The following is a 17036-nucleotide window of genomic DNA, read 5'->3' as shown; positions in this document are numbered from 1 at the left end:
GTGCCTCGCCGGTCCGGTCCTGCGTGTGGATGATCAGCCGACGGTAGCGCGCGTCTGTTCGCCATCGACCAGGCGCATCAGGCCCAGCGGGTTGGCGTTCTGCAGCGCGGCCGGCAGCATCGCGTCCGGGTAGTTCTGGTAGCACACCGGGCGCAGGAAGCGCTCGATGGCCAGCGTGCCCACCGAGGTGCCACGCGCGTCGGAGGTGGCCGGATACGGGCCGCCGTGGACCATCGCATCGCACACCTCGACGCCGGTCGGGAAGCCGTTCAGCAACAGGCGGCCGGCCTTCTGTTCGAGGATGGCGATGAGGTCCTGGTTGCCTTGCAGGTCGCCGATTTCGGCTTGCAGGGTGGCGGTCAGCTGGCCGTTCATCTTGGCGGCGAAGTCCAGCAGTTGCTCACGGCTTTCCAGCTCGACGATCACGGTGGAGGGGCCGAAGACTTCTTCTTCCAGCGGCGCTTCCTTGGAGAACAGCAGGGCCGCATCGGCCTTGAACAGGTGCGGCACGGCCTGGGTATAGCTGGTGCCGCCGGTGGCGATGACCTTCACGCCGGGCAGCTGGGTCAAGCGCGCCACGCCGCCGTTGTAGTGGGTCAAGCCGCCGCTGTTGAGCATGGTAGCCGGGTTGGTGCCACCGAAGGCGGCCGACAGCTTCTCGATGAAGGCGGTCAGTTCCGGCGAACGCACGCCCAGCAGCAGGCCGGGGCTGGTGCACAGCTGGCCCACGCCGACCGTGACGGAACCGGCCAGGTCCTTGGCGATGGCGTCACCGCGCAGCTTCAGGGCTTCGGACATCAGGATGATGGGATTGATGCTGGACATCTCGGCAAACACCGGGATCGGCTGCGGACGGGCAGCGGCCATGTCGCACAGGGCGCGGCCACCACGCAGCGAGCCGGTGAAGCCCACGGCCTGGATGCCAGCGCTCTTGACCAGCTGGGCACCGACGCGATCGCCGTAGATCATGTTGAAGGTACCGGCCGGCATGCCGGTCTTCTTGACGGCGCGCTCGATGGCGTTGGCCACCAGTTCGGAGGTGACGAGGTGGCCGCTGTGGGCCTTGAACACCACCGGGCAGCCGGCAGCCAGGGCGGCAGCGGTATCGCCACCGGCCACCGAGAAGGCCAGCGGGAAGTTGCTGGCACCGAATACGGCCACCGGACCCACGCCGATCTTGTACTGGCGGATGTCCGGGCGCGGCAGCGGCTGGCGTTGCGGCAGGGCGGTATCGATGCGGGCACCGTAGAAGTCGCCACGGCGCAGGACCTTGGCGAACAAGCGCATCTGGCCGCTGGTGCGGGCGCGCTCGCCGGCCAGGCGCGGGGTGGCCGGCAGGGCGGTTTCACGGGCCACGGCGGCCAGGAAATCGTCGCCCAGGGCATCGATCTCGTCGGCGATGGCTTCCAGGAACAGCGCGCGCTGTTCAGCCGGAACGGCGCGGTACAGCGGATAGGCTTTCTCGGCCGCATCCACGGCGGCGGCGACTTCGTGCTCGGTGGCAGTCAGGAAAGGGGTTTCGAAGAGGGCACCGGTGGCCGCGTCCACGCTGTGCAGGGCGACGTCGCCCTGGCCGCTGCGCTGGCCGCCGATGTAGTTGTGTCCTAGGATCTTGTCGCTCACGTTGTGCTCCTGCTGGTGTCGTTGATGCCGCCCGGGGTCGGGTCAGGCAAGAAAGCTGCGCCCGCGCGAGGCAGGAGCAGCTGAGGGGGAAATGCGCGGCAGAGCCTTGGTGGCCTGCCCGCACTGTTCATTGTCGGCCATCACATGGATTGCTGCAGCATGTTCAGGTAATCCTGTTCCGAGGCTTCGCGCGGATTGGTCTTGTGGCTGTGGTCGGCCAGGGCACCCTTGATGATCTGCGGGAACAGGGATTCGCTCACGCCCAGCTCGCGCAGCCCGGCCGGCAAGCCAAGGCGGCGGCTCATGTCGCGGATGGCCGGGCCGATCCCGGCACCGCTGGCCAGGCCCATGGCGTGGGCCATGCGCGCCATCTTGTTGTCCTTGACCATGCTGGGCGCGCTTTCGTTGAAGGCGATGATGGCCGGCAGGAAGATCGCGTTCAGGGTCCCATGGTGCAGCTTGGGATTGATGCCGCCCAGCGAGTGCGACAGGCTGTGCACGCAACCCAGCCCCTTCTGGAAGGCCATGGCGCCCTGCATGGAGGCGCTCATCATGTTGAGCCGCGCTTCGCGGTCACCCGGTTCACGGGTGGCGCGCTCGATGTGCGCCCAGGCGCGCCACAGGCCGTCCAGCGCGATGCCGTCGGCAGGCGGGTTGAAGGCCGGGGCCATGAAGGTTTCCAGGCAGTGCGCGATGGCATCCATGCCGGTGGCGGCCGTCATCAGCGGCGGCAGGCCCAGGGTCAGTTCGGGGTCGCAGAGGGCCAGCTTGGGCACCAGGTGCGGCGAGATGATGCCGACCTTGCGGCCATCGTCGAGGATCAGGATGGCGCCACGGCCGACTTCGCTGCCGGTGCCGGCGGTGGTCGGGATGGCGATCACCGGGGCGGTCTTGGCCGTGATGTTGGCCAGGCCGCCTTCGATGAGCGCAAAGGATTTCAGCGGGCCTTCGTGGGTGCCGCAGACGGCCACGCCCTTGGCCAGGTCGATGGAGGAACCGCCGCCAACAGCCACGATGCCATCGCAGCCATGCTCGCGGAACAATGCCACGGCGGCGCGCACGGCACCCTCATTGGGGTTGGGCGGGGTCTGGTCATAGACCACGGTGGCGGCACCGTCCTTCAACTGGCCCAGGACCTTGTCCAGCAAGCCGGCGTTGCGGATGCCCGGGTCGGTCACCAGCAGCGGCTTCTTGATGCCCAGGCGGTCGCATTCCTGCTGCAGCAGCGCCAGCGCGCCGTAGTCGAACTGGACCTGGGTAATGTAGTTGATGAGTGCCATTACATAGCCTTGATTTATAGATGTCTCCACCGGGTCCGCCATCGGCGGGCTTGCTCCGAAACCCTGCAGAAGCCAGCGCTCCCCAATGGGAGTCCCGCTTTGGAAAGCCAGACTCTAAGCCATCAAGGGGCACTTGGCTAATGAGAGCTGTTGATATGGGTATAACCAGCACTCATACTAGCGACTTCTTTGGGGAGGATTTTCCATGCACACCACCTTGCCCTCGCTGGCCTCCATCACTTCGCGCCTGCACCTGCGGCAGTTGCGGCTGCTCATCGCACTGTCCGACCATGGTTCCCTGCTCAAGGCGGCCGAGCAGGTGGCGCTGACCCAGCCGGGGGCGAGCAAGGCTTTGCAGGAAATCGAAAGCACGCTCGGTGCGCAATTGTTCACCCGTACCAATCGAGGGCTCGAGGCCACCGAGCTGGGCCATTGCGTGATCCGCTATGCGCGGCTGATCCAGACCGACCTGACCCACCTGCGTGAAGAAATGTTATCCATCATGCAAGGCCATGGTGGACGGCTGGCGGTGGGCACCATCATGGGGGCGGTACCGCTCTTGACGGATGCGCTCACGCAATTGCTGGAGGCGCATCCGACCCTGTCCGTGGAGATCGTGGAAGACACCAGCGCCCGCCTGCTGCGCCTACTGGACCAGGGGCGGCTGGACCTGGCGATCTGCCGCACCAGCATCAGCCAGCGCCCGGACCTGTATGACGCCTTCAACATCCATGAGGAAGAGCTGGCTGTGGTAGCCAGCGTGCAGCATCCGCTGGCTGAAGCGAGCAGCCTGCAACTGGCGGACCTGGCCGATTCGCGCTGGGTGGTCTATTCGGCCAACATGCCGATGCGGCTGACGCTGGAGCGGGAATTCCATGATGCCGACCTGCGCTTTCCGCTGCACCTGATGGAGACCACCTCGGCCTTCACCACCTTGTCGCTGCTGCAGAAGAATCCGCACTTCGTGGCGCTGCTGTCGGTGGATGTGGCGCAGTTCTGCACGCGCTTCGGCATGACGCGCATCCTGCCGCTGAAGCTGCATACGCGCAGCGAACCCTATCAGTTGGTGACGCGGCGCGGTACGCTCCTGTCGCCGGTGGCGCGGTTGTTCGTGGATGGATTTGGGCGCGGGGTGGCGGCGCCGGGCTGACTCAGCCGAGTCAATCGAATCGCCGAATCCATGCGAGGGTTTCTTCTTTCTTGTCCAGACCCTGCGGGACACGGAACAGACCGCTGCGGTATGTCTCAAACCGGATCGCTTTGGTATAGCGGGCCACCAACCTGTAGGCCTCCGGAACCTCATCACGCCAGGTGTCGCCGATTTGCGGCGTGGCCCCGGCCTGGATCACCACACCGCCGGGATAATCGTGCACCTGGCACACCGGCTCCAGCGCCGCACGCATCTTGTCGCGCCCACCCAATTCTTCAACCAGCGCATCACACAGCACGGTCAGCCAGTTCACGCATTTGATGCGGTTGTGAATCTGTCGGGCCTGCAGGGAAAACTGCACCCCATCTTGGAAGTCGAACCCTGGAAAACGTTTGAACAGTTGTTGGGTGTACTCGCTATTTTGGTCGTTCTCGAATATGAAGGCACACCCTGCACTACCGTGTACCGGCTGGCAAATAGCGCACCAGCGCAATGTGGCGGCCAGCAGCACCTCGAAGTTTGGCTCGCCCTGCCCGTTACAGATTTGGAAATGAGCGGTTACGCAGGAAAGCTCGTGTTCTTCTGCGCGGGAGACCAATACGTCGGCGCGGTACGGATCAACATGGTCAATCTTCACGCCAATGTCCACCATGCCCATGAGTGCCGCGCCGTAACCATTTAGCGGTGGAAGGTCAATATCGGATTGAATACGGCCGCGAGGGTCGCCAGAGAACTTGACTGCCCGTCTCGTGTCTCGGGCCAAAAAGCGGTTTACCTTGTCCGGAAAAGTCTTCCAATAATCCACCAAGAATTCCAGAGCACGCTGGCGTAGCACGGGCTGATCAGTGGGAGACATATACAGATCGGCCCCCAGGCCGAATTTGCAGGCAACGGCATCGGTGTTGTAGGGCAGAGGGAAAGCAATCTTGTCGAAAATGCAGATACCGCCTTCGCGCTGCACAAGTTCAGCTATGGTTTGATTGATGTCCATGGGGGTCTCATTCTCCTGGTTGATGGTGTGGCATGAGGGCGAGCAATTACCGCTTCAGCCCTCTCACCTAACCCGACTCAATCGAATCGCCGAATCCACGCGAGGGTTTCTTCTTTCTTGTCCAGACCCTGCGGGACACGGAACAGACCGCTGCGATATGTCTCGAACCGGATCGATTTGGTATAGCGGGCCACCAACCTGTAGGCTTCCGGAATCTCATCACGCCAGGTGTCACCGATCTGTGGATAGGCTCCAGCCTGGATCACCACTCCGCCTGGGTAGTCGTGCACCTTGCACACCGGCTCCAGCACCGCACGCATCCTGTCGCTTCCTCCCAATTCGTCAACCAGCGCATCACACAGCACGGTCAGCCAGTTCACACATTTGATGCGGTTGTGAATGTCTCGGGCCTGAAACGAGAACGCCCCCGTATCTTGGAAATCGAACCCCGGAAAGCGTTTGAACAATTGTTGGGTGTACTCACTCTCTTGGTCGTTCTCAAATATAAAGACAAACCCGGCACTGCCATGTAGCGGCTGGCAAATAGCGCACCAGCGCAATGTGGCAGCCAGCAGCACCTCGAAGTTTGGCTCGCCCTGATCATTGCAGATTTGAAAATGGGCGTTTACGAAGGAAAGATTGTTCTCTTCTGCGCGGCGGACCAGCACGTCAGAACGGTACGGATTCACATTGTCAATCTTCATGCCAATGTCGACCATGCCCATCAGCGCCGCGCTGTAACCATATTGCGGCTGACGGTCCATATCGGTTTGAATACGGACACGAGGGTCGCCAGAGAACTTGACCGTGCGAGTCGTTTCGTCGGCCAGGAAGCGGTCGACCTTGTCTGGAAAGGTCTTCCAGTAATCCACCAAGAACTCAAGTGCGCGATGGAGTAGCAGGGGCTGATCAATCGGCGACATGAACAGCTCGGCACCGAGACCGAATTTGCAGGCGACGGCATCGGTGTTGTAGGGCAAAGGGAAAGCAATCTTGTCAAAAACGCAGATACCGCCTTCGCTCTGCACAAGTTTAGCTATGGTTTGATTGATGTCCATGGGGGTCTCATTCTCCTGGTTGATGGTGCCGCATGAGGGCGAGCAATTACCCCTTCAGCCCTCTCACCCAATCCATGTCAATCGAAGCGCCGAATCCATGCGAGGGTTTCTTCATTGTCGTCCAGACCCTGCGGGACGCGGAACAAACCTTCGCGGTATGCCTCGAACCGTATCGCTTTGGTATAGCGGGCTACCAACCTGTAGGCTTCTGGAACCTCATCACGCCAAGTGTCGCCGATCTGGGGAGAGGCTCCGGCCTGAATTACCACTCCACCGGGGTAGTCGTGCAACTTGCACACTGGCTCCAGCGCTGCACGCATCTTCTCGCGTCCTCCCAATTCTTCAACCAGCGCATCACACAGCACGGTCAGCCAGTTCACACATTTGATGCGGTTATGAACGTCTCGGGCCTCCAAGGCGAACCATCCTCCATCCTGGAAATCAAACCCCGGAAAGCGTTTGAACAGTTGTTGGGTGTACTCACTCTTTTGGTCGTTCTCGAATACGAAGGCACACCCTGCACTACCATGTACCGGCTGGCAAATAGCGCACCAGCGCAGTGTCGCGGCGAGCAGCACCTCGAAGTTTGGCGTGCCCTGGCCGTTACAGATTTGAAAATGAGCGGTTACACAGGAAAGCTCGCGTTGTTCTGCGCGGCGGACCAGTACATCGGCTCGGTACGGATTAACGTTGTCAATCTTCATGCCAATGTCCACCATGCCCATGAGCGCCGCGCCGTAACCATTTAGCGGTGGAAGGTCAATATCGGCTTGAATACGGCCGCGAGGGTCGCCAGAGAACTTGACTGCGCGGGTCGTGTCTCGGGCCAAAAAGCGGTTTACCTTGTCCGGAAAAGTCTTCCAATAATCCACCAAGAATTCCAGAGCACGTTGGCGTAACAGGGGCTGATCAGTCGGCACCATATAAAGCTCGGCCCCCAGGCCGAATTTGCAGGCGACAGCATCGGTGTTGTAGGGCAGAGGGAAAGCAATCTTGTCGAAAATGCAGATACCGCCTTCGCGCTGCACAAGTTCAGCTGTGGTTTGATTGATGTCCATGGTGGTCTCATTCTCCTGGTTGATGGTGCGGCATGAGGGCGAGCAATTACCCCTTCAGCCCTCTCACCCAATCCATGTCAATCGAAGCGCCGAATCCACGCGAGGGTTTCTTCCTTGTCGTCCAGACCCTGCGGGACGCGGAACAGACCGCTGCGGTATGTCTCAAACCGGATCGCTTTGGTATAGCGGGCCACCAATCTGTAGGCTTCTGGAACCTCATCACGCCAAGTGTCGCCGATCTGCGGATAGGCTCCGGCCTGGATCACCACTCCGCCGGGATAGCCGTGCACCTTGCACACCGGCTCCAGCGCCGCGCGCATCTTGTCGCGTCCTCCCAATTCTTCAACCAGCGCATCACACAGCACGGTCAGCCAGTTCACGCATTTGATGCGGTTGTGAATGGCTCGGGCCTGGAAGGAGAACGCCCCCGCATCCTGGAAATCGAATCCTGGAAAGCGCTTGAACAGTTTCTGGGTGTACTCACTCTTTTGATCGTTCTCGAATATGAAGGCACACCCTGCACTACCGTGTACCGGCTGGCAAATTGCGCACCAGCGCAGGGTGGCAGCGAGCAGCACCTCGAAGTTTGGCTCGCCCTGCCCGTTACAGATTTGAAAATGAGCGGTTACGCAGGAAAGCTCCTGTTCTTCTGCGCGGGAGACCAATACGTCGGCGCGGTACGGATTAACATTGTCAATCTTCATGCCAATGTCCACCATGCCCATGAGTGCCGCGCCGTAACCATTTAGCGGTGGAAGGTCAATATCGGATTGAATACGGCCGCGAGGGTCGCCAGAGAACTTGACTGCCCGTCTCGTGTCTCGGGCCAAAAAGCGGTTGACATGGTCCGGAAAGGTCTCCCAGTAATCCACCATGAACTCCAGTGCGCGCTGGCGTAGCAAGGGCTGATTAGTCGGTACCATATAAAGCTCGGCCCCCAGGCCGAATTTGCAGGCGACGGCATCGGTGTTGTAGGGCAGGGGGAAAGCAATTTTGTCGAAAATGCAGATGCCACCTTCTCGTTGTACAAGTTCAGTAATGGCTTGATTGAGGTCCATGGGATTTCATTTTCCTAGTTGATTGCGCGGGATGAGGTCAAGGGATGGGGATGGCATTGCGAGGCGGGAAGAGCCGCGTAGCTTCGGAAATGATCAGCGCAAGTACCAATAGCCCTCCTGCCAACCTCACACCGGTGTGCGAGTGGATCACGTCGCCGAACTTGTCGAGGAGGCTCTTCTTGGGCTCGGATGCAGTGACCGGTACTGGATGCTGAGGGGGATTCTCGTCGTCGCAGTGACAGCGTTCATTGACTTCGAACTTCTCGAAGTTCTTGTCGCTACCCGTATGCCTTTCGGCAATCTTGCGGTAGTCCTTGGCTGCATCGTCTGTGAGCGGATCCTTCCCGAACTTCACATCGAAGATTTTGATCACCTTGCCATCCGGTCCGATACGGGCGATGTCCAGACGGCGCGAATTTGCCCACGGGTATTGCGAGCTGGGCAGGCCCGGGTTGGACTTGCTGCCGATCATCTCCCAGTTGTTGCCGCGGTCGAAGGATACTTCACGCCACATGCGGGCATCGGGCTTGGGATAACGACCATTACGGGCATTGGCCGAACCGCCGTAGTACTTGTCATCGATTTTTTTGCGCATGCATTCCTGAAACGTATGCCCCTTTGGCAGCGGCTGCGGCCCGCCAATTTTGTGGGTGTTCCAACACTCGCAGGCCAGCTCGCAAATCTCGTCAAAAAAGTCCTGATCCGGCTTGGGCAGATCGCGCTGCTTCAGCCCGGCCATGTTCACCGTGTTGCGATGGTTCATGAACAGCTTGTCGGTGAGCCGGCAGGCGGGCTTGCCCTCGAAGAACACGTCGAAAGAGTGGCTGATCCAGTCGGTCTCGGCTGAATGGGTGCCGGAAACGATGCCCCCCATCGAACCGGCTTCGTCGAACACACTCCTGGCGAATTGGCTGCCATCCTTGGCAATGCTGTGGCCGCCGTCGGCGAACACGCTGACGGTTCCCTTGGCAAGGTCGCGCGAGTAGGCCTCGTTCTGATAGGGTACCGGGATGCCCTTGTCGGGCGTCTTGCACACATTGGGCAGCGTGTTGTGGCTGACGCCGCCACTGCCGCGATGGCACAGACTCAGGCCGTTGACGTTGATGGTGATCGCCATGCGCGAATCTCCGGAAAGTTCTCAATGGGTGGATTGGCGGCCAGCACGGCAGCGCCGCGCAGGGTGTCGTCCGAACTGGCGAGCACCAGAGTCGGGTTGGCCTGTGGCCGCGTCAGCTGGCCGTAGGCGGCCAGCGCAACATCGGCTACGGCGCTGGCGCAGTGCAGGTCGCCGCTGGCGAGCGCCGGTACGCTGCGCTGCCAGTCCGGAGTGAGCAAGCGGCCCAGGCGCAAGGCGGTGAAACCGAACTCGTCGGCGCGGTAGGGTTCGCCGTTCATATCAGCGAACAGATGGCCGATCCGGACCGGGCCATGCTGGTGCGCCTGTTCGATCGCCTGTCGTGCCGCCTGGGCGAGTCCCTGGCCTGTACAGGGCTGGGACGACGCATGAGTCACGGGTTCAATGGCGGTCGCGCAGCCCAGCAAGCGCCCCCAGCTTGACGAGGCGTGCTGCGGCGAGGTACTGAGGGCGACGGCGGCGGCTCCCTCGCCGGGCACGCGCCCGTAGGCGTTGCGGCGCAGCTGGCCGTGGTGCGGCACGCTGGCACCATGCAGCAGCCCTTGCATGTCGAGCCAGTACATGGCTTCGCGACCCAGGCCCGCTTCGACGGCCAGCACCACGGCCAGGGCGTCGGGCTGGGCGTCCAATGCCAGCCTGGCGTCGACCAGTGCGGCCATGCCGGCGGCGTGCCCGCCGCAGACCAGGTGCGTACGCTGCCACGGCCATTGTTCGTGCTCGACGGCGGCGCTGACTTGCGCCACCAGGCCGGTTGGCATGTATGGCCGGGCCGCGTCGGGAAGCACCAGCCAGAGCAGGCGGGGCGCGGCTTGCAGTGTGGGCCATTGCGGCGTCAGGCTTTGCGTGAGTTGGGCCAAGGCGTGGCGAGCGAGCCAGCCCCAACGGGCGGCATCGAAGGATGGCGGGTCGGGGAAGCAACTGATGCGCGGCGCAGCACCCGCGCTGTCCAGGTATTGCGGGTGGTATTGCAGCAGCGAGAGCTGGCTGCGTAGCGCTGCATCGGCCAGCGGGAGGCTGGGGCCGGAGGGAAAGACGCAGGAAGCCCCCAGGATAAACACCGCGTTGCTCATTGATTCGCTCCTTGCTGATCGTCACCGGCAGGCCACTCCAGATCTGCGTGAACAGGACTGAACGGACGATCGAGGGGACGCCGTTTTTGCAGAATGCGTGTCTTGTCCAACCGGTTGATGTGCTCATGGCAAGACAAGGCCATGTGGTGCACGATGCTCACGCGTGGATGATCGGGCTCCAGGATCACGGTGTGGATCCTGGAACGACTGGTCACCGAGTGGCCGTCGGTGAAGTAGGTCTGGAAGGCCAGGGTGAGCTTGGGCAGCCTGAACGACAACCTGCCGTCAGCCGCAAAGCCGGGCGGGGTGAGGTTCACCAGCACCACCTCCTCGCCACCTCGCAGATACCCGTCTACCTGCTGCGCGGCCGGTGCGAGCTGCCAGTGGCGTGGATCAAGATCCTTCGGCGGCAGGGGGTAGCGTTGCTCCAGCCAGGCTTCGTCACAGGTGCCGGCATACTGCTGCCGCTCTGGCCAGTGACAGGGGAGCGGGCCAAAGCTCATGGGTGCAGGCCTGTCGCCTGGCTTGTGGATGGGATGAGTGAGCAGCTCGACATTGGGCAACCAGACCCGCCCATCGGCGTCTGGCGTGACACCACGGCCCAGGGGATTTGTGCTGCCATGTTCGGCATCCGGCGCATCGCCGCCGAAAGCGCGCTCATACACCAGCGGCATGCGCATGAAAGGAACAGGCTTGCTCGCCGAAGTGAACAGCATGCCGCGCCGCCAGTAACGATCTCCCGATACCTTGGCCAAGCGCTTCATGCTGCCCACGCGAAAGCCCACATGGAGTTCTTCCACGGGCTGCGTGCCTTGTGCATAGGCGTGGCCATTGAGGAGGATGTCGGTGGCGGGCTTGGGCGGGCCGAGGTCGATGTCGTAGCGCAAACTGCGCAAATCATCATGCGGCACGGGGCCGCTGTGCACCGGCACCTGTTCGGAGGCGATGCGCGTGTCGCCGTCGGGCAGAATGTCATAGGTGGCCTTGACGGCGACGATCCAGACTTCGGCACCGTCACTGTCACGAATCCAGCCGCTGTCGGCCGCGAAGGGGGTGCGGTTGTCGAGCGCCCACATGGCTCAGTTCAGCTCCACCTGACCGCCGACGATGCGGTTGAGACCTTCCGCGTCGCTCAGGATGTATTCGCCGCGCAGCGCGATTTTTCCGTTGGGATAGAGCGTGATGCTGGACTTCCCGCATCGCAAGGTGATTTGCCGCCTGGCTTCGAGGACCAGCTCTTCGGTCATCGGAGCGGGAGGTTCACACGTGGGTGCAACCGAAGTTGCAGCGTCGGCTTCTGATTTGGATAACAACAGTTCGAGTTCCTGTTCCATGCGATTTCATTCCTCTCTTCAATTGAGTTCATGAAGCCGCTGACGCTGCACGTCGGCGGGCAAGTCCGTGGCAAACAAGGGCGCGTGGAGCAAGCGCTGGCGGTGCTCGGCCGCCAAGGTGCGCCAAGGCAGCGGACCAGTGCGCAGGACCGCCGCAAGCCAAGCTGGCGTGAGCGGTCGCCCGGCGAAATAGCGCTGGTCTGCGGCAAATCGTTCGCTGTGCTTGCGCCACCAGGCAGCGAAGGCGGGTGGGTCCGGCCAAGGCAATTCGTGGTCATCGGGATGTGCGGAAAGTTGATCGCCCGGCTCTGGGGGACGTTGGCGACGCTCAGGCTTGGGACCTGACCAGCCGTCGCGACCGGGATCGGAGCCGGTGATGAGTGCCAGCGAGGCGGCAGCGACCCGGCCATGATGGCGGTCCTCCAGGGCCGCCATCAGACCAGGAACGGCGTCCGCTCGCCCCATCCATCCGAGGGCCATCAGGTAGCGCCGGCGATGCTGCGGCATCGCGGCAAGCCGGGCCAATACCGGTTCGGTGTAGGCCGGCGCATGCAAAGCGAGGGCGCGTAACGCGGCGGTTGCAGTTGCGTCCTGCTCGCTCACTGCCAGGGGTTGCAAGGTGGCGCAGGCAGGACCATGGTGATCGGGTGATCCGAGCATCAGCAAGGTCTGCGCCGCCGCCAGGCGTACTGCAGGATGATCGTCGTCGAGGTGGCGCAGGCCCGTGTGTGCCCAGTCGGTTCGGCCGAGATTGCGGATCAGTTGGAATGCCGCGCTGACGCTCTCTGCATCGGATTGCTGCGCTCGCAGGCAAGCCAATACGCGTTCATCCAGGTCCGGCCATTGGCGGTAGCCCAGACCCACCAGTCTCAGTTGCTGCACCACGGACAGCGAATCGATGGCCGATATGCGCAGCGCAGAGTCCGGTGCCCACTGCAACGCAGCCACCTTCGCCGGCATCAGGTCAGCGATCGCCGTGGTCAGTGCACTGGCGGCGCTGAAGAGCTCGGCGTCTTGCGTGGCCAGCGCGTAACAAGTCACCGCAAACAGCTCGGCGCTGCGCACCGGTTCCTCAAGGAGATTGTGGAAGTGTTGCCGTGCTGGCTCTCCCAGGTGAACCAGCGCCGTCAACGACGCCTGCATGCGGTCGTCGTAAGCGGCAAGATCGGCGAAGTCCAATGCCGGGTTGGCCAGGCGATCAGGCCGGCGACGCCATCCGAAGGCCAACTGATCCGTATGGCGGTCAGTCAGTTTCTCGGCGGTCGTCGCCAGCAAATCAGGGAGGGCCGCAGCTTGCTCGACGTTCAGCATTGGCGGCAAGCGCCATCGTTTTTGCCAGCGCCGACTCCCGCGTCAGCGTTTGCAGTCGTGTCGACTGCACAGCAAATGGCCCTGCTTCCCATACCGTCTCCAAGTTGGCGAAACGGCATACGTTATCAACATCATTTGCGCTCGATAAGGCTCAGGACAGCAGGCGGAGCCGAAACGGTGAAAAGGTCTACGGTCCTCGAAAAACCTTCTAGAAATCGTTCTATCAAGTCTTCGCCAGAACGCTTGGCTATTGCACCTTCGGCCAGCTACGTGCGATTCCTCTGCGCATAAAAAAACCCCGTGTTCGCAAACACGGGGTTCTTCATGCCTCATCCGAAAGCGCACCTTCAGAAGCGCTTTCGGGCTGTACGGCGGGTCAGGCTTACTTGTTCGGCTGCGGCGTAATACGCAGGTACGGACGCGGCGACTTGTAGCCCTTCGGATACTTCTGCTTGATGACTTCCTCATCCTTGACCGACAACGGGATGATGACGTCGTCGCCATCCTTCCAGTTGCCCGGGGTGGCCACGGTGTAACCGTCGGTCAGTTGCAGCGCATCGATGACGCGCAGCACCTCGTCGAAATTGCGGCCGGTGCTCATCGGGTAGGTGATGATGAGGCGCACCTTCTTCTTCGGGTCGATCACGAAGAGCGAACGCACGGTCGCCGTTTCCGACTGGTTCGGATGGATCATGTCGTACAGGCCCGCGACCTTCTTGTCGACGTCGGCCACGATGGGGAAGCCGACCACGGTCTGCTGGGTTTCCTCGATGTCCTTGATCCACTGGTTGTGGGCCTCGGCACCATCCACCGACAGCGCGATGGCCTTGACGTTGCGCTTGTCGAATTCGGGCTTGAGCTTGGCCGTCAGCCCCAGCTCGGTGGTGCAGACCGGCGTGAAGTCGGCCGGGTGCGAGAACAGCACGACCCAGGAGTCACCCGCCCAGTCGTGGAATTTGATCTTGCCGATCGAGGATTCTTGCTCGAAATCCGGTGCGGTATCGCCCAGGCGCAGCGTCATGGTGGTCTCCTTGGTGGACAGAATGAAAACAGAAGGCTGACTATAACGCGAGGCCAGCCTCAGGCCAACGACTATAAAGTGCTTTTCAAATTACCTTGCGACATGTGGAACTACAGATGTTGCAGCGTAGAGATGAACCTGTCGGCATCCTGATAACCGATCACGCGGCGCTGTGCCAGTTCCCGGCCATCGGCATCGAAAAACATGATGCCGGGCGGACCGAAGAGATTGAAGCGCTTCAACATGGCGCGGTCGTCGGCATTGTTGGCGGTCACGTCGATCTGCAGCAGCAACATCTGGCCGAAACGTTCCTTCACGCGCGGATCGGTGAAGGTGAAGCGCTCCATCTCCTTGCAGGAAACGCACCAGTCGGCATAGAAATCCAGCATGACCGGGCGGCGCTCGCCGGCGGTGTTTTCCTTCAGGGCCGCATCCAGCTCAGCGCTGGAGCGGATGCGCACGAAGTCGGTGGGCTGCGAGGCTGCTGACTGGCCGCGCAGATGCGAGAGCGGCGCCAGCGGATCTCGCCCGCCGGTGGCCACGCTGACCAGTTGCAGCAAGCCCAGCGTGACCGCCACCAGGCCCAGTGCCCGGGATATCCATCCAGCCGGACGCGTCCACAGCAGGAAAGCGCCATAGCCGATGCCCAGCGCCGCCCAGCCAGCCACCTGCAGCCACGCAGGGATCACCGGCGACACCATCCACAAGGCCGTGCCCAGCATCAACACGCCAAAGAAGCGCTTGACCGCATCCATCCAGGCCCCGGCACGCGGCAGCAGGGCACCGGCGGACGCGCCAACCAGCAGCAGTGGCACGCTCATGCCCAGTGCCATGGAAAACAGGGCACTGCCCCCCAACACCACATTGCCGGTCTGGCTGATGTAAAGCAGAGCCCCGGCCAGGGGAGCCGCCACGCAGGGGCCCACGATCAGCGCCGAAATCGCGCCCATCAGGAAGACGCCGATCCATTTGCCACTGCCTCCGCCGGAGGCCGTGGATAATTTGGATTGCAGCGAAGCGGGGACTTGCAGGGTGTAGAGGTCGAACATCGACAACGCCAGGCCGGCCATCAACACGGCAAACGCACCCAGCACCCAAGGGTTCTGGAGATAGGCCGACAAGCCCTCTCCCAGCATCCCGGCGGCCACGCCCAGTGCCGTGTAGACCAGCGCCATGCCCAGCGAATAATCGACCGACAGCAGGAAGCTGCGCGCGCGTCCGCCGCCGGCGCCCGGCTGCTGGCCGATGATGATGGAGGACAGGATGGGCAGCATCGGCAACACGCAGGGCGTAAAGGACAAACCGATGCCCAGCAGGAAGAACAGCGAGAGGATGCTCCACAGCTTGCCGCCCTTGAGCACGGCGGCAATGCCATCGATATCGCTGCCGCCCGCGGCCGGCGCATCAGCATTGACGCCCACCGGGGTGACGCTATTGCCGATATCTTGGGCCGACATTGCCAGCTTCAAGGTCATCGGTGGATAACACAATCCCTTGTCGGCACAGCCTTGCGATACTGCCGAAATGACAAAATCCTTCACTGCGCCGCTGACCGGAATCCGGGCAGTCACCGACTGATGGTAGGTTTCAACTTCCTTCTGGAAGTTTTCGTCATACTTGCGTTTACCCGCCGGGAATTGCGGCTCGCCCAGCGCCGCGCCTTCGGCGCTGAAGTGGAAGCGGTCGCGATACATGTAGTAGCCATCTGCAATCCGATAGCTCAGCTCCAGCGTCTGGGCGTCGACCATGCGGCCGGTGAGCTGGAACGCTTGTTCGGGCGGCAGGTAATCCTCAGCCGCCTTGGCAGCCTTGGCCACCAGCAGGCCGAGCAGGGCCAGCAGCGCCAATACGATCAGCAGGGGATATCTTGTCAGGCGCGTGCGCCGGTTGATGCGGTTCAACGGTGTTCCTCGTTCGATGGGAATGCTCTGAGCTTATACGCGCAGAGGACGTGCGGTCTCATCCTGCATCCACGCCAGATAAGCCGGCAGACCCGCCGTGATGGGCAAGGCGATGATCTCGGGCACGTCGTAGGGATGGGCGTCGACAATGGCCTGCTGCAGTTCCTGGTAGCGGCCCTGGGTGGTCTTGATCAGCAAGGGGATCTCGCTATCGCGCTGGACCTTGCCCTGCCAGCGATAGACCGACTGCACAGGCGACAGAATGTTGACGCAGGCGGCCAGACCTTGTTCCACGAGGGTATTGGACAAGCGTTCAGCCAAGGCCTGGTCGGGCACGTTGGCCAGTACCAGCAAAGGCTGGTTCAACAGGGATGCGGACATGAAAGGACTCCTTGCAGAGTCCGTATTCAACCACATCCGGAGGCCAGGCGTGACGGCGCACATCAGCCGGATGAAAGAAAATGCAGCCGCGCAAAACAAAAAAGCCAGGCAGAGCCTGGCTTTTTCTTTGTGAAGCAACGTCCGGTGAATTATTCAGCGGTCGGTGCGTCAGCAGCGTCGGTGACTTCCGGACGATCGACCAGCTCAACGAAGGCCATCGGTGCGTTGTCGCCTTGGCGGAAGCCCATCTTCAGGATGCGCAGGTAGCCGCCGTTACGGGCAGCGTAGCGCGGGCCCAGTTCGGAGAACAGCTTGCCGACGATTTCGCGATCGCGCAGGCGGTTGAAGGCCAGGCGCTTGTTGGCCAGGGTGTCGGTCTTGCCCAGGGTCAGGATCGGCTCGACGACGCGGCGCAGTTCCTTGGCCTTCGGCAGGGTGGTCTTGATGGCTTCATGACGCAGCAGCGAGACAGTCATGTTGCGCAGCATGGCCAGACGGTGGGACGAAGTACGATTCAGTTTGCGGAGACCGTGACGGTGACGCATGGTAATTTCCTTTCAGGTTACAGTTTTGATCCAGTTCTTCTATCGGCAGGCCAGCTGGGCTGTCCTGACCGCGGACCGGTAAATATCGGATAAAAGTTCTTTGCTACGGATACGACGAAT

General features: G+C 61.9%; 17 protein-coding genes. 2 read left to right on the top strand and 15 right to left on the bottom strand.

Annotation, left to right across the window (positions count from 1 at the left end; genetic code table 11):
• Nucleotides 1-33: 33 nt before the first annotated feature.
• Nucleotides 34-1623: an aldehyde dehydrogenase (NADP(+)) gene (locus E2K99_RS00990; protein ID WP_134221057.1), complete on the bottom strand. Its 1590-nt coding sequence runs from the start codon at nt 1621-1623 to the stop codon at nt 34-36.
• A 140-nt stretch (nt 1624-1763) separates the two neighbouring features.
• Complete coding sequence (locus E2K99_RS00985) at nt 1764-2903, bottom strand: iron-containing alcohol dehydrogenase (RefSeq protein ID WP_134221056.1); 1140 nt, start codon at nt 2901-2903, stop codon at nt 1764-1766.
• Nucleotides 2904-3108: 205 nt separating this feature from the next.
• Between E2K99_RS00985 and E2K99_RS00980 the strand changes: the two genes are divergently transcribed.
• Complete coding sequence (locus tag E2K99_RS00980; protein WP_134221055.1) at nt 3109-4053, top strand: LysR family transcriptional regulator; 945 nt, start codon at nt 3109-3111, stop codon at nt 4051-4053.
• A gap of 10 nt (nt 4054-4063) precedes the next feature.
• Here E2K99_RS00980 and E2K99_RS25675 read toward each other — a convergent pair whose 3' ends face one another.
• From E2K99_RS25675 to cutA, 12 genes are all read right to left on the bottom strand, one after another.
• Nucleotides 4064-5044 carry a type VI immunity family protein gene (locus E2K99_RS25675; protein ID WP_205703739.1) on the bottom strand — a complete coding sequence of 327 codons (981 nt, stop codon included), beginning with the start codon at nt 5042-5044 and terminating at the stop codon, nt 4064-4066.
• Nucleotides 5045-5121: 77 nt separating this feature from the next.
• Nucleotides 5122-6102 (bottom strand): type VI immunity family protein, encoded by a 981-nt coding sequence (locus E2K99_RS25670; RefSeq protein WP_205703738.1) that lies wholly within the window; start codon nt 6100-6102, stop codon nt 5122-5124.
• A 77-nt stretch (nt 6103-6179) separates the two neighbouring features.
• A complete protein-coding gene (locus E2K99_RS25665; RefSeq protein WP_205703737.1) occupies nt 6180-7160 on the bottom strand; it encodes a type VI immunity family protein in 981 nt (326 codons plus the stop codon).
• 77 nt (nt 7161-7237) lie between these two features.
• On the bottom strand, nt 7238-8218 hold the full coding sequence (locus E2K99_RS25660) for a type VI immunity family protein (RefSeq protein ID WP_205703736.1): 981 nt from the start codon (nt 8216-8218) through the stop codon (nt 7238-7240).
• Nucleotides 8219-8255: 37 nt separating this feature from the next.
• Nucleotides 8256-9335: a DUF4150 domain-containing protein gene (locus E2K99_RS00955; RefSeq protein ID WP_134221054.1), complete on the bottom strand. Its 1080-nt coding sequence runs from the start codon at nt 9333-9335 to the stop codon at nt 8256-8258.
• Nucleotides 9305-10423, bottom strand: a complete 1119-nt coding sequence (locus E2K99_RS00950; RefSeq protein ID WP_134221053.1) for a beta-ketoacyl synthase — start codon at nt 10421-10423, stop codon at nt 9305-9307. The genes E2K99_RS00955 and E2K99_RS00950 overlap by 31 nt, the downstream gene beginning before the upstream one ends.
• A complete protein-coding gene (locus tag E2K99_RS00945; protein WP_134221052.1) occupies nt 10420-11499 on the bottom strand; it encodes a DUF2169 family type VI secretion system accessory protein in 1080 nt (359 codons plus the stop codon). Before E2K99_RS00945 ends, E2K99_RS00950 begins: the two co-directional genes overlap by 4 nt.
• A 3-nt stretch (nt 11500-11502) precedes the next feature.
• Nucleotides 11503-11757 (bottom strand): hypothetical protein, encoded by a 255-nt coding sequence (locus E2K99_RS00940; RefSeq protein ID WP_240733827.1) that lies wholly within the window; start codon nt 11755-11757, stop codon nt 11503-11505.
• An 18-nt stretch (nt 11758-11775) separates the two neighbouring features.
• Nucleotides 11776-13068, bottom strand: coding sequence for a hypothetical protein (locus E2K99_RS00935; protein WP_134221051.1), 1293 nt, complete (start codon nt 13066-13068; stop codon nt 11776-11778).
• 382 nt (nt 13069-13450) lie between these two features.
• Nucleotides 13451-14089, bottom strand: coding sequence for a peroxiredoxin (locus E2K99_RS00930; protein WP_006464905.1), 639 nt, complete (start codon nt 14087-14089; stop codon nt 13451-13453).
• Between the two features lie 110 nt (nt 14090-14199).
• Complete coding sequence (gene dsbD, locus E2K99_RS00925; protein WP_134221050.1) at nt 14200-15990, bottom strand: protein-disulfide reductase DsbD; 1791 nt, start codon at nt 15988-15990, stop codon at nt 14200-14202.
• A 33-nt stretch (nt 15991-16023) separates the two neighbouring features.
• Nucleotides 16024-16371, bottom strand: a complete 348-nt coding sequence (gene cutA, locus E2K99_RS00920) for a divalent-cation tolerance protein CutA (RefSeq protein ID WP_134221049.1) — start codon at nt 16369-16371, stop codon at nt 16024-16026.
• Here cutA and E2K99_RS26025 point away from each other — a divergent pair.
• Nucleotides 16370-16504, top strand: a complete 135-nt coding sequence (locus E2K99_RS26025; protein WP_256497793.1) for a hypothetical protein — start codon at nt 16370-16372, stop codon at nt 16502-16504. The two genes, cutA and E2K99_RS26025, sit on opposite strands and share 2 nt — an antisense overlap.
• Before the next feature lie 16 nt (nt 16505-16520).
• On the opposite strand, the gene rplQ is transcribed toward E2K99_RS26025, so the two are convergent.
• Nucleotides 16521-16916, bottom strand: coding sequence for a 50S ribosomal protein L17 (gene rplQ, locus E2K99_RS00915; RefSeq protein WP_008334167.1), 396 nt, complete (start codon nt 16914-16916; stop codon nt 16521-16523).
• Nucleotides 16917-17036: the final 120 nt, after the last annotated feature.

Source organism: Herbaspirillum huttiense, assembly GCF_004367745.1.
In the GTDB taxonomy this organism is placed as follows: Bacteria; Pseudomonadota; Gammaproteobacteria; order Burkholderiales; family Burkholderiaceae_D; genus Herbaspirillum; species Herbaspirillum huttiense.
This window is presented reverse-complemented; position numbering and strand designations above follow the sequence as displayed.

Excerpts from the sequence above, each read along its gene's own strand:
- E2K99_RS00985 (WP_134221056.1), bottom strand. The coding sequence starts at position 2,903 with ATGGCACTCATCAACTACATTACCCAGGTCCAGTTCGACTACGGCGCG.
- E2K99_RS00980 (WP_134221055.1), top strand. The coding sequence starts at position 3,109 with ATGCACACCACCTTGCCCTCGCTGGCCTCCATCACTTCGCGCCTGCAC.
- E2K99_RS25675 (WP_205703739.1), bottom strand. The coding sequence starts at position 5,044 with ATGGACATCAATCAAACCATAGCTGAACTTGTGCAGCGCGAAGGCGGT.
- E2K99_RS25670 (WP_205703738.1), bottom strand. The coding sequence starts at position 6,102 with ATGGACATCAATCAAACCATAGCTAAACTTGTGCAGAGCGAAGGCGGT.
- E2K99_RS25665 (WP_205703737.1), bottom strand. The coding sequence starts at position 7,160 with ATGGACATCAATCAAACCACAGCTGAACTTGTGCAGCGCGAAGGCGGT.
- E2K99_RS25660 (WP_205703736.1), bottom strand. The coding sequence starts at position 8,218 with ATGGACCTCAATCAAGCCATTACTGAACTTGTACAACGAGAAGGTGGC.
- E2K99_RS00955 (WP_134221054.1), bottom strand. The coding sequence starts at position 9,335 with ATGGCGATCACCATCAACGTCAACGGCCTGAGTCTGTGCCATCGCGGC.
- E2K99_RS00950 (WP_134221053.1), bottom strand. The coding sequence starts at position 10,423 with ATGAGCAACGCGGTGTTTATCCTGGGGGCTTCCTGCGTCTTTCCCTCC.
- E2K99_RS00945 (WP_134221052.1), bottom strand. The coding sequence starts at position 11,499 with ATGTGGGCGCTCGACAACCGCACCCCCTTCGCGGCCGACAGCGGCTGG.
- E2K99_RS00940 (WP_240733827.1), bottom strand. The coding sequence starts at position 11,757 with ATGGAACAGGAACTCGAACTGTTGTTATCCAAATCAGAAGCCGACGCT.
- E2K99_RS00935 (WP_134221051.1), bottom strand. The coding sequence starts at position 13,068 with ATGCTGAACGTCGAGCAAGCTGCGGCCCTCCCTGATTTGCTGGCGACG.
- E2K99_RS00930 (WP_006464905.1), bottom strand. The coding sequence starts at position 14,089 with ATGACGCTGCGCCTGGGCGATACCGCACCGGATTTCGAGCAAGAATCC.
- E2K99_RS26025 (WP_256497793.1), top strand. The coding sequence starts at position 16,370 with ATGAAAGGACTCCTTGCAGAGTCCGTATTCAACCACATCCGGAGGCCA.
- cutA (WP_134221049.1), bottom strand. The coding sequence starts at position 16,371 with ATGTCCGCATCCCTGTTGAACCAGCCTTTGCTGGTACTGGCCAACGTG.
- rplQ (WP_008334167.1), bottom strand. The coding sequence starts at position 16,916 with ATGCGTCACCGTCACGGTCTCCGCAAACTGAATCGTACTTCGTCCCAC.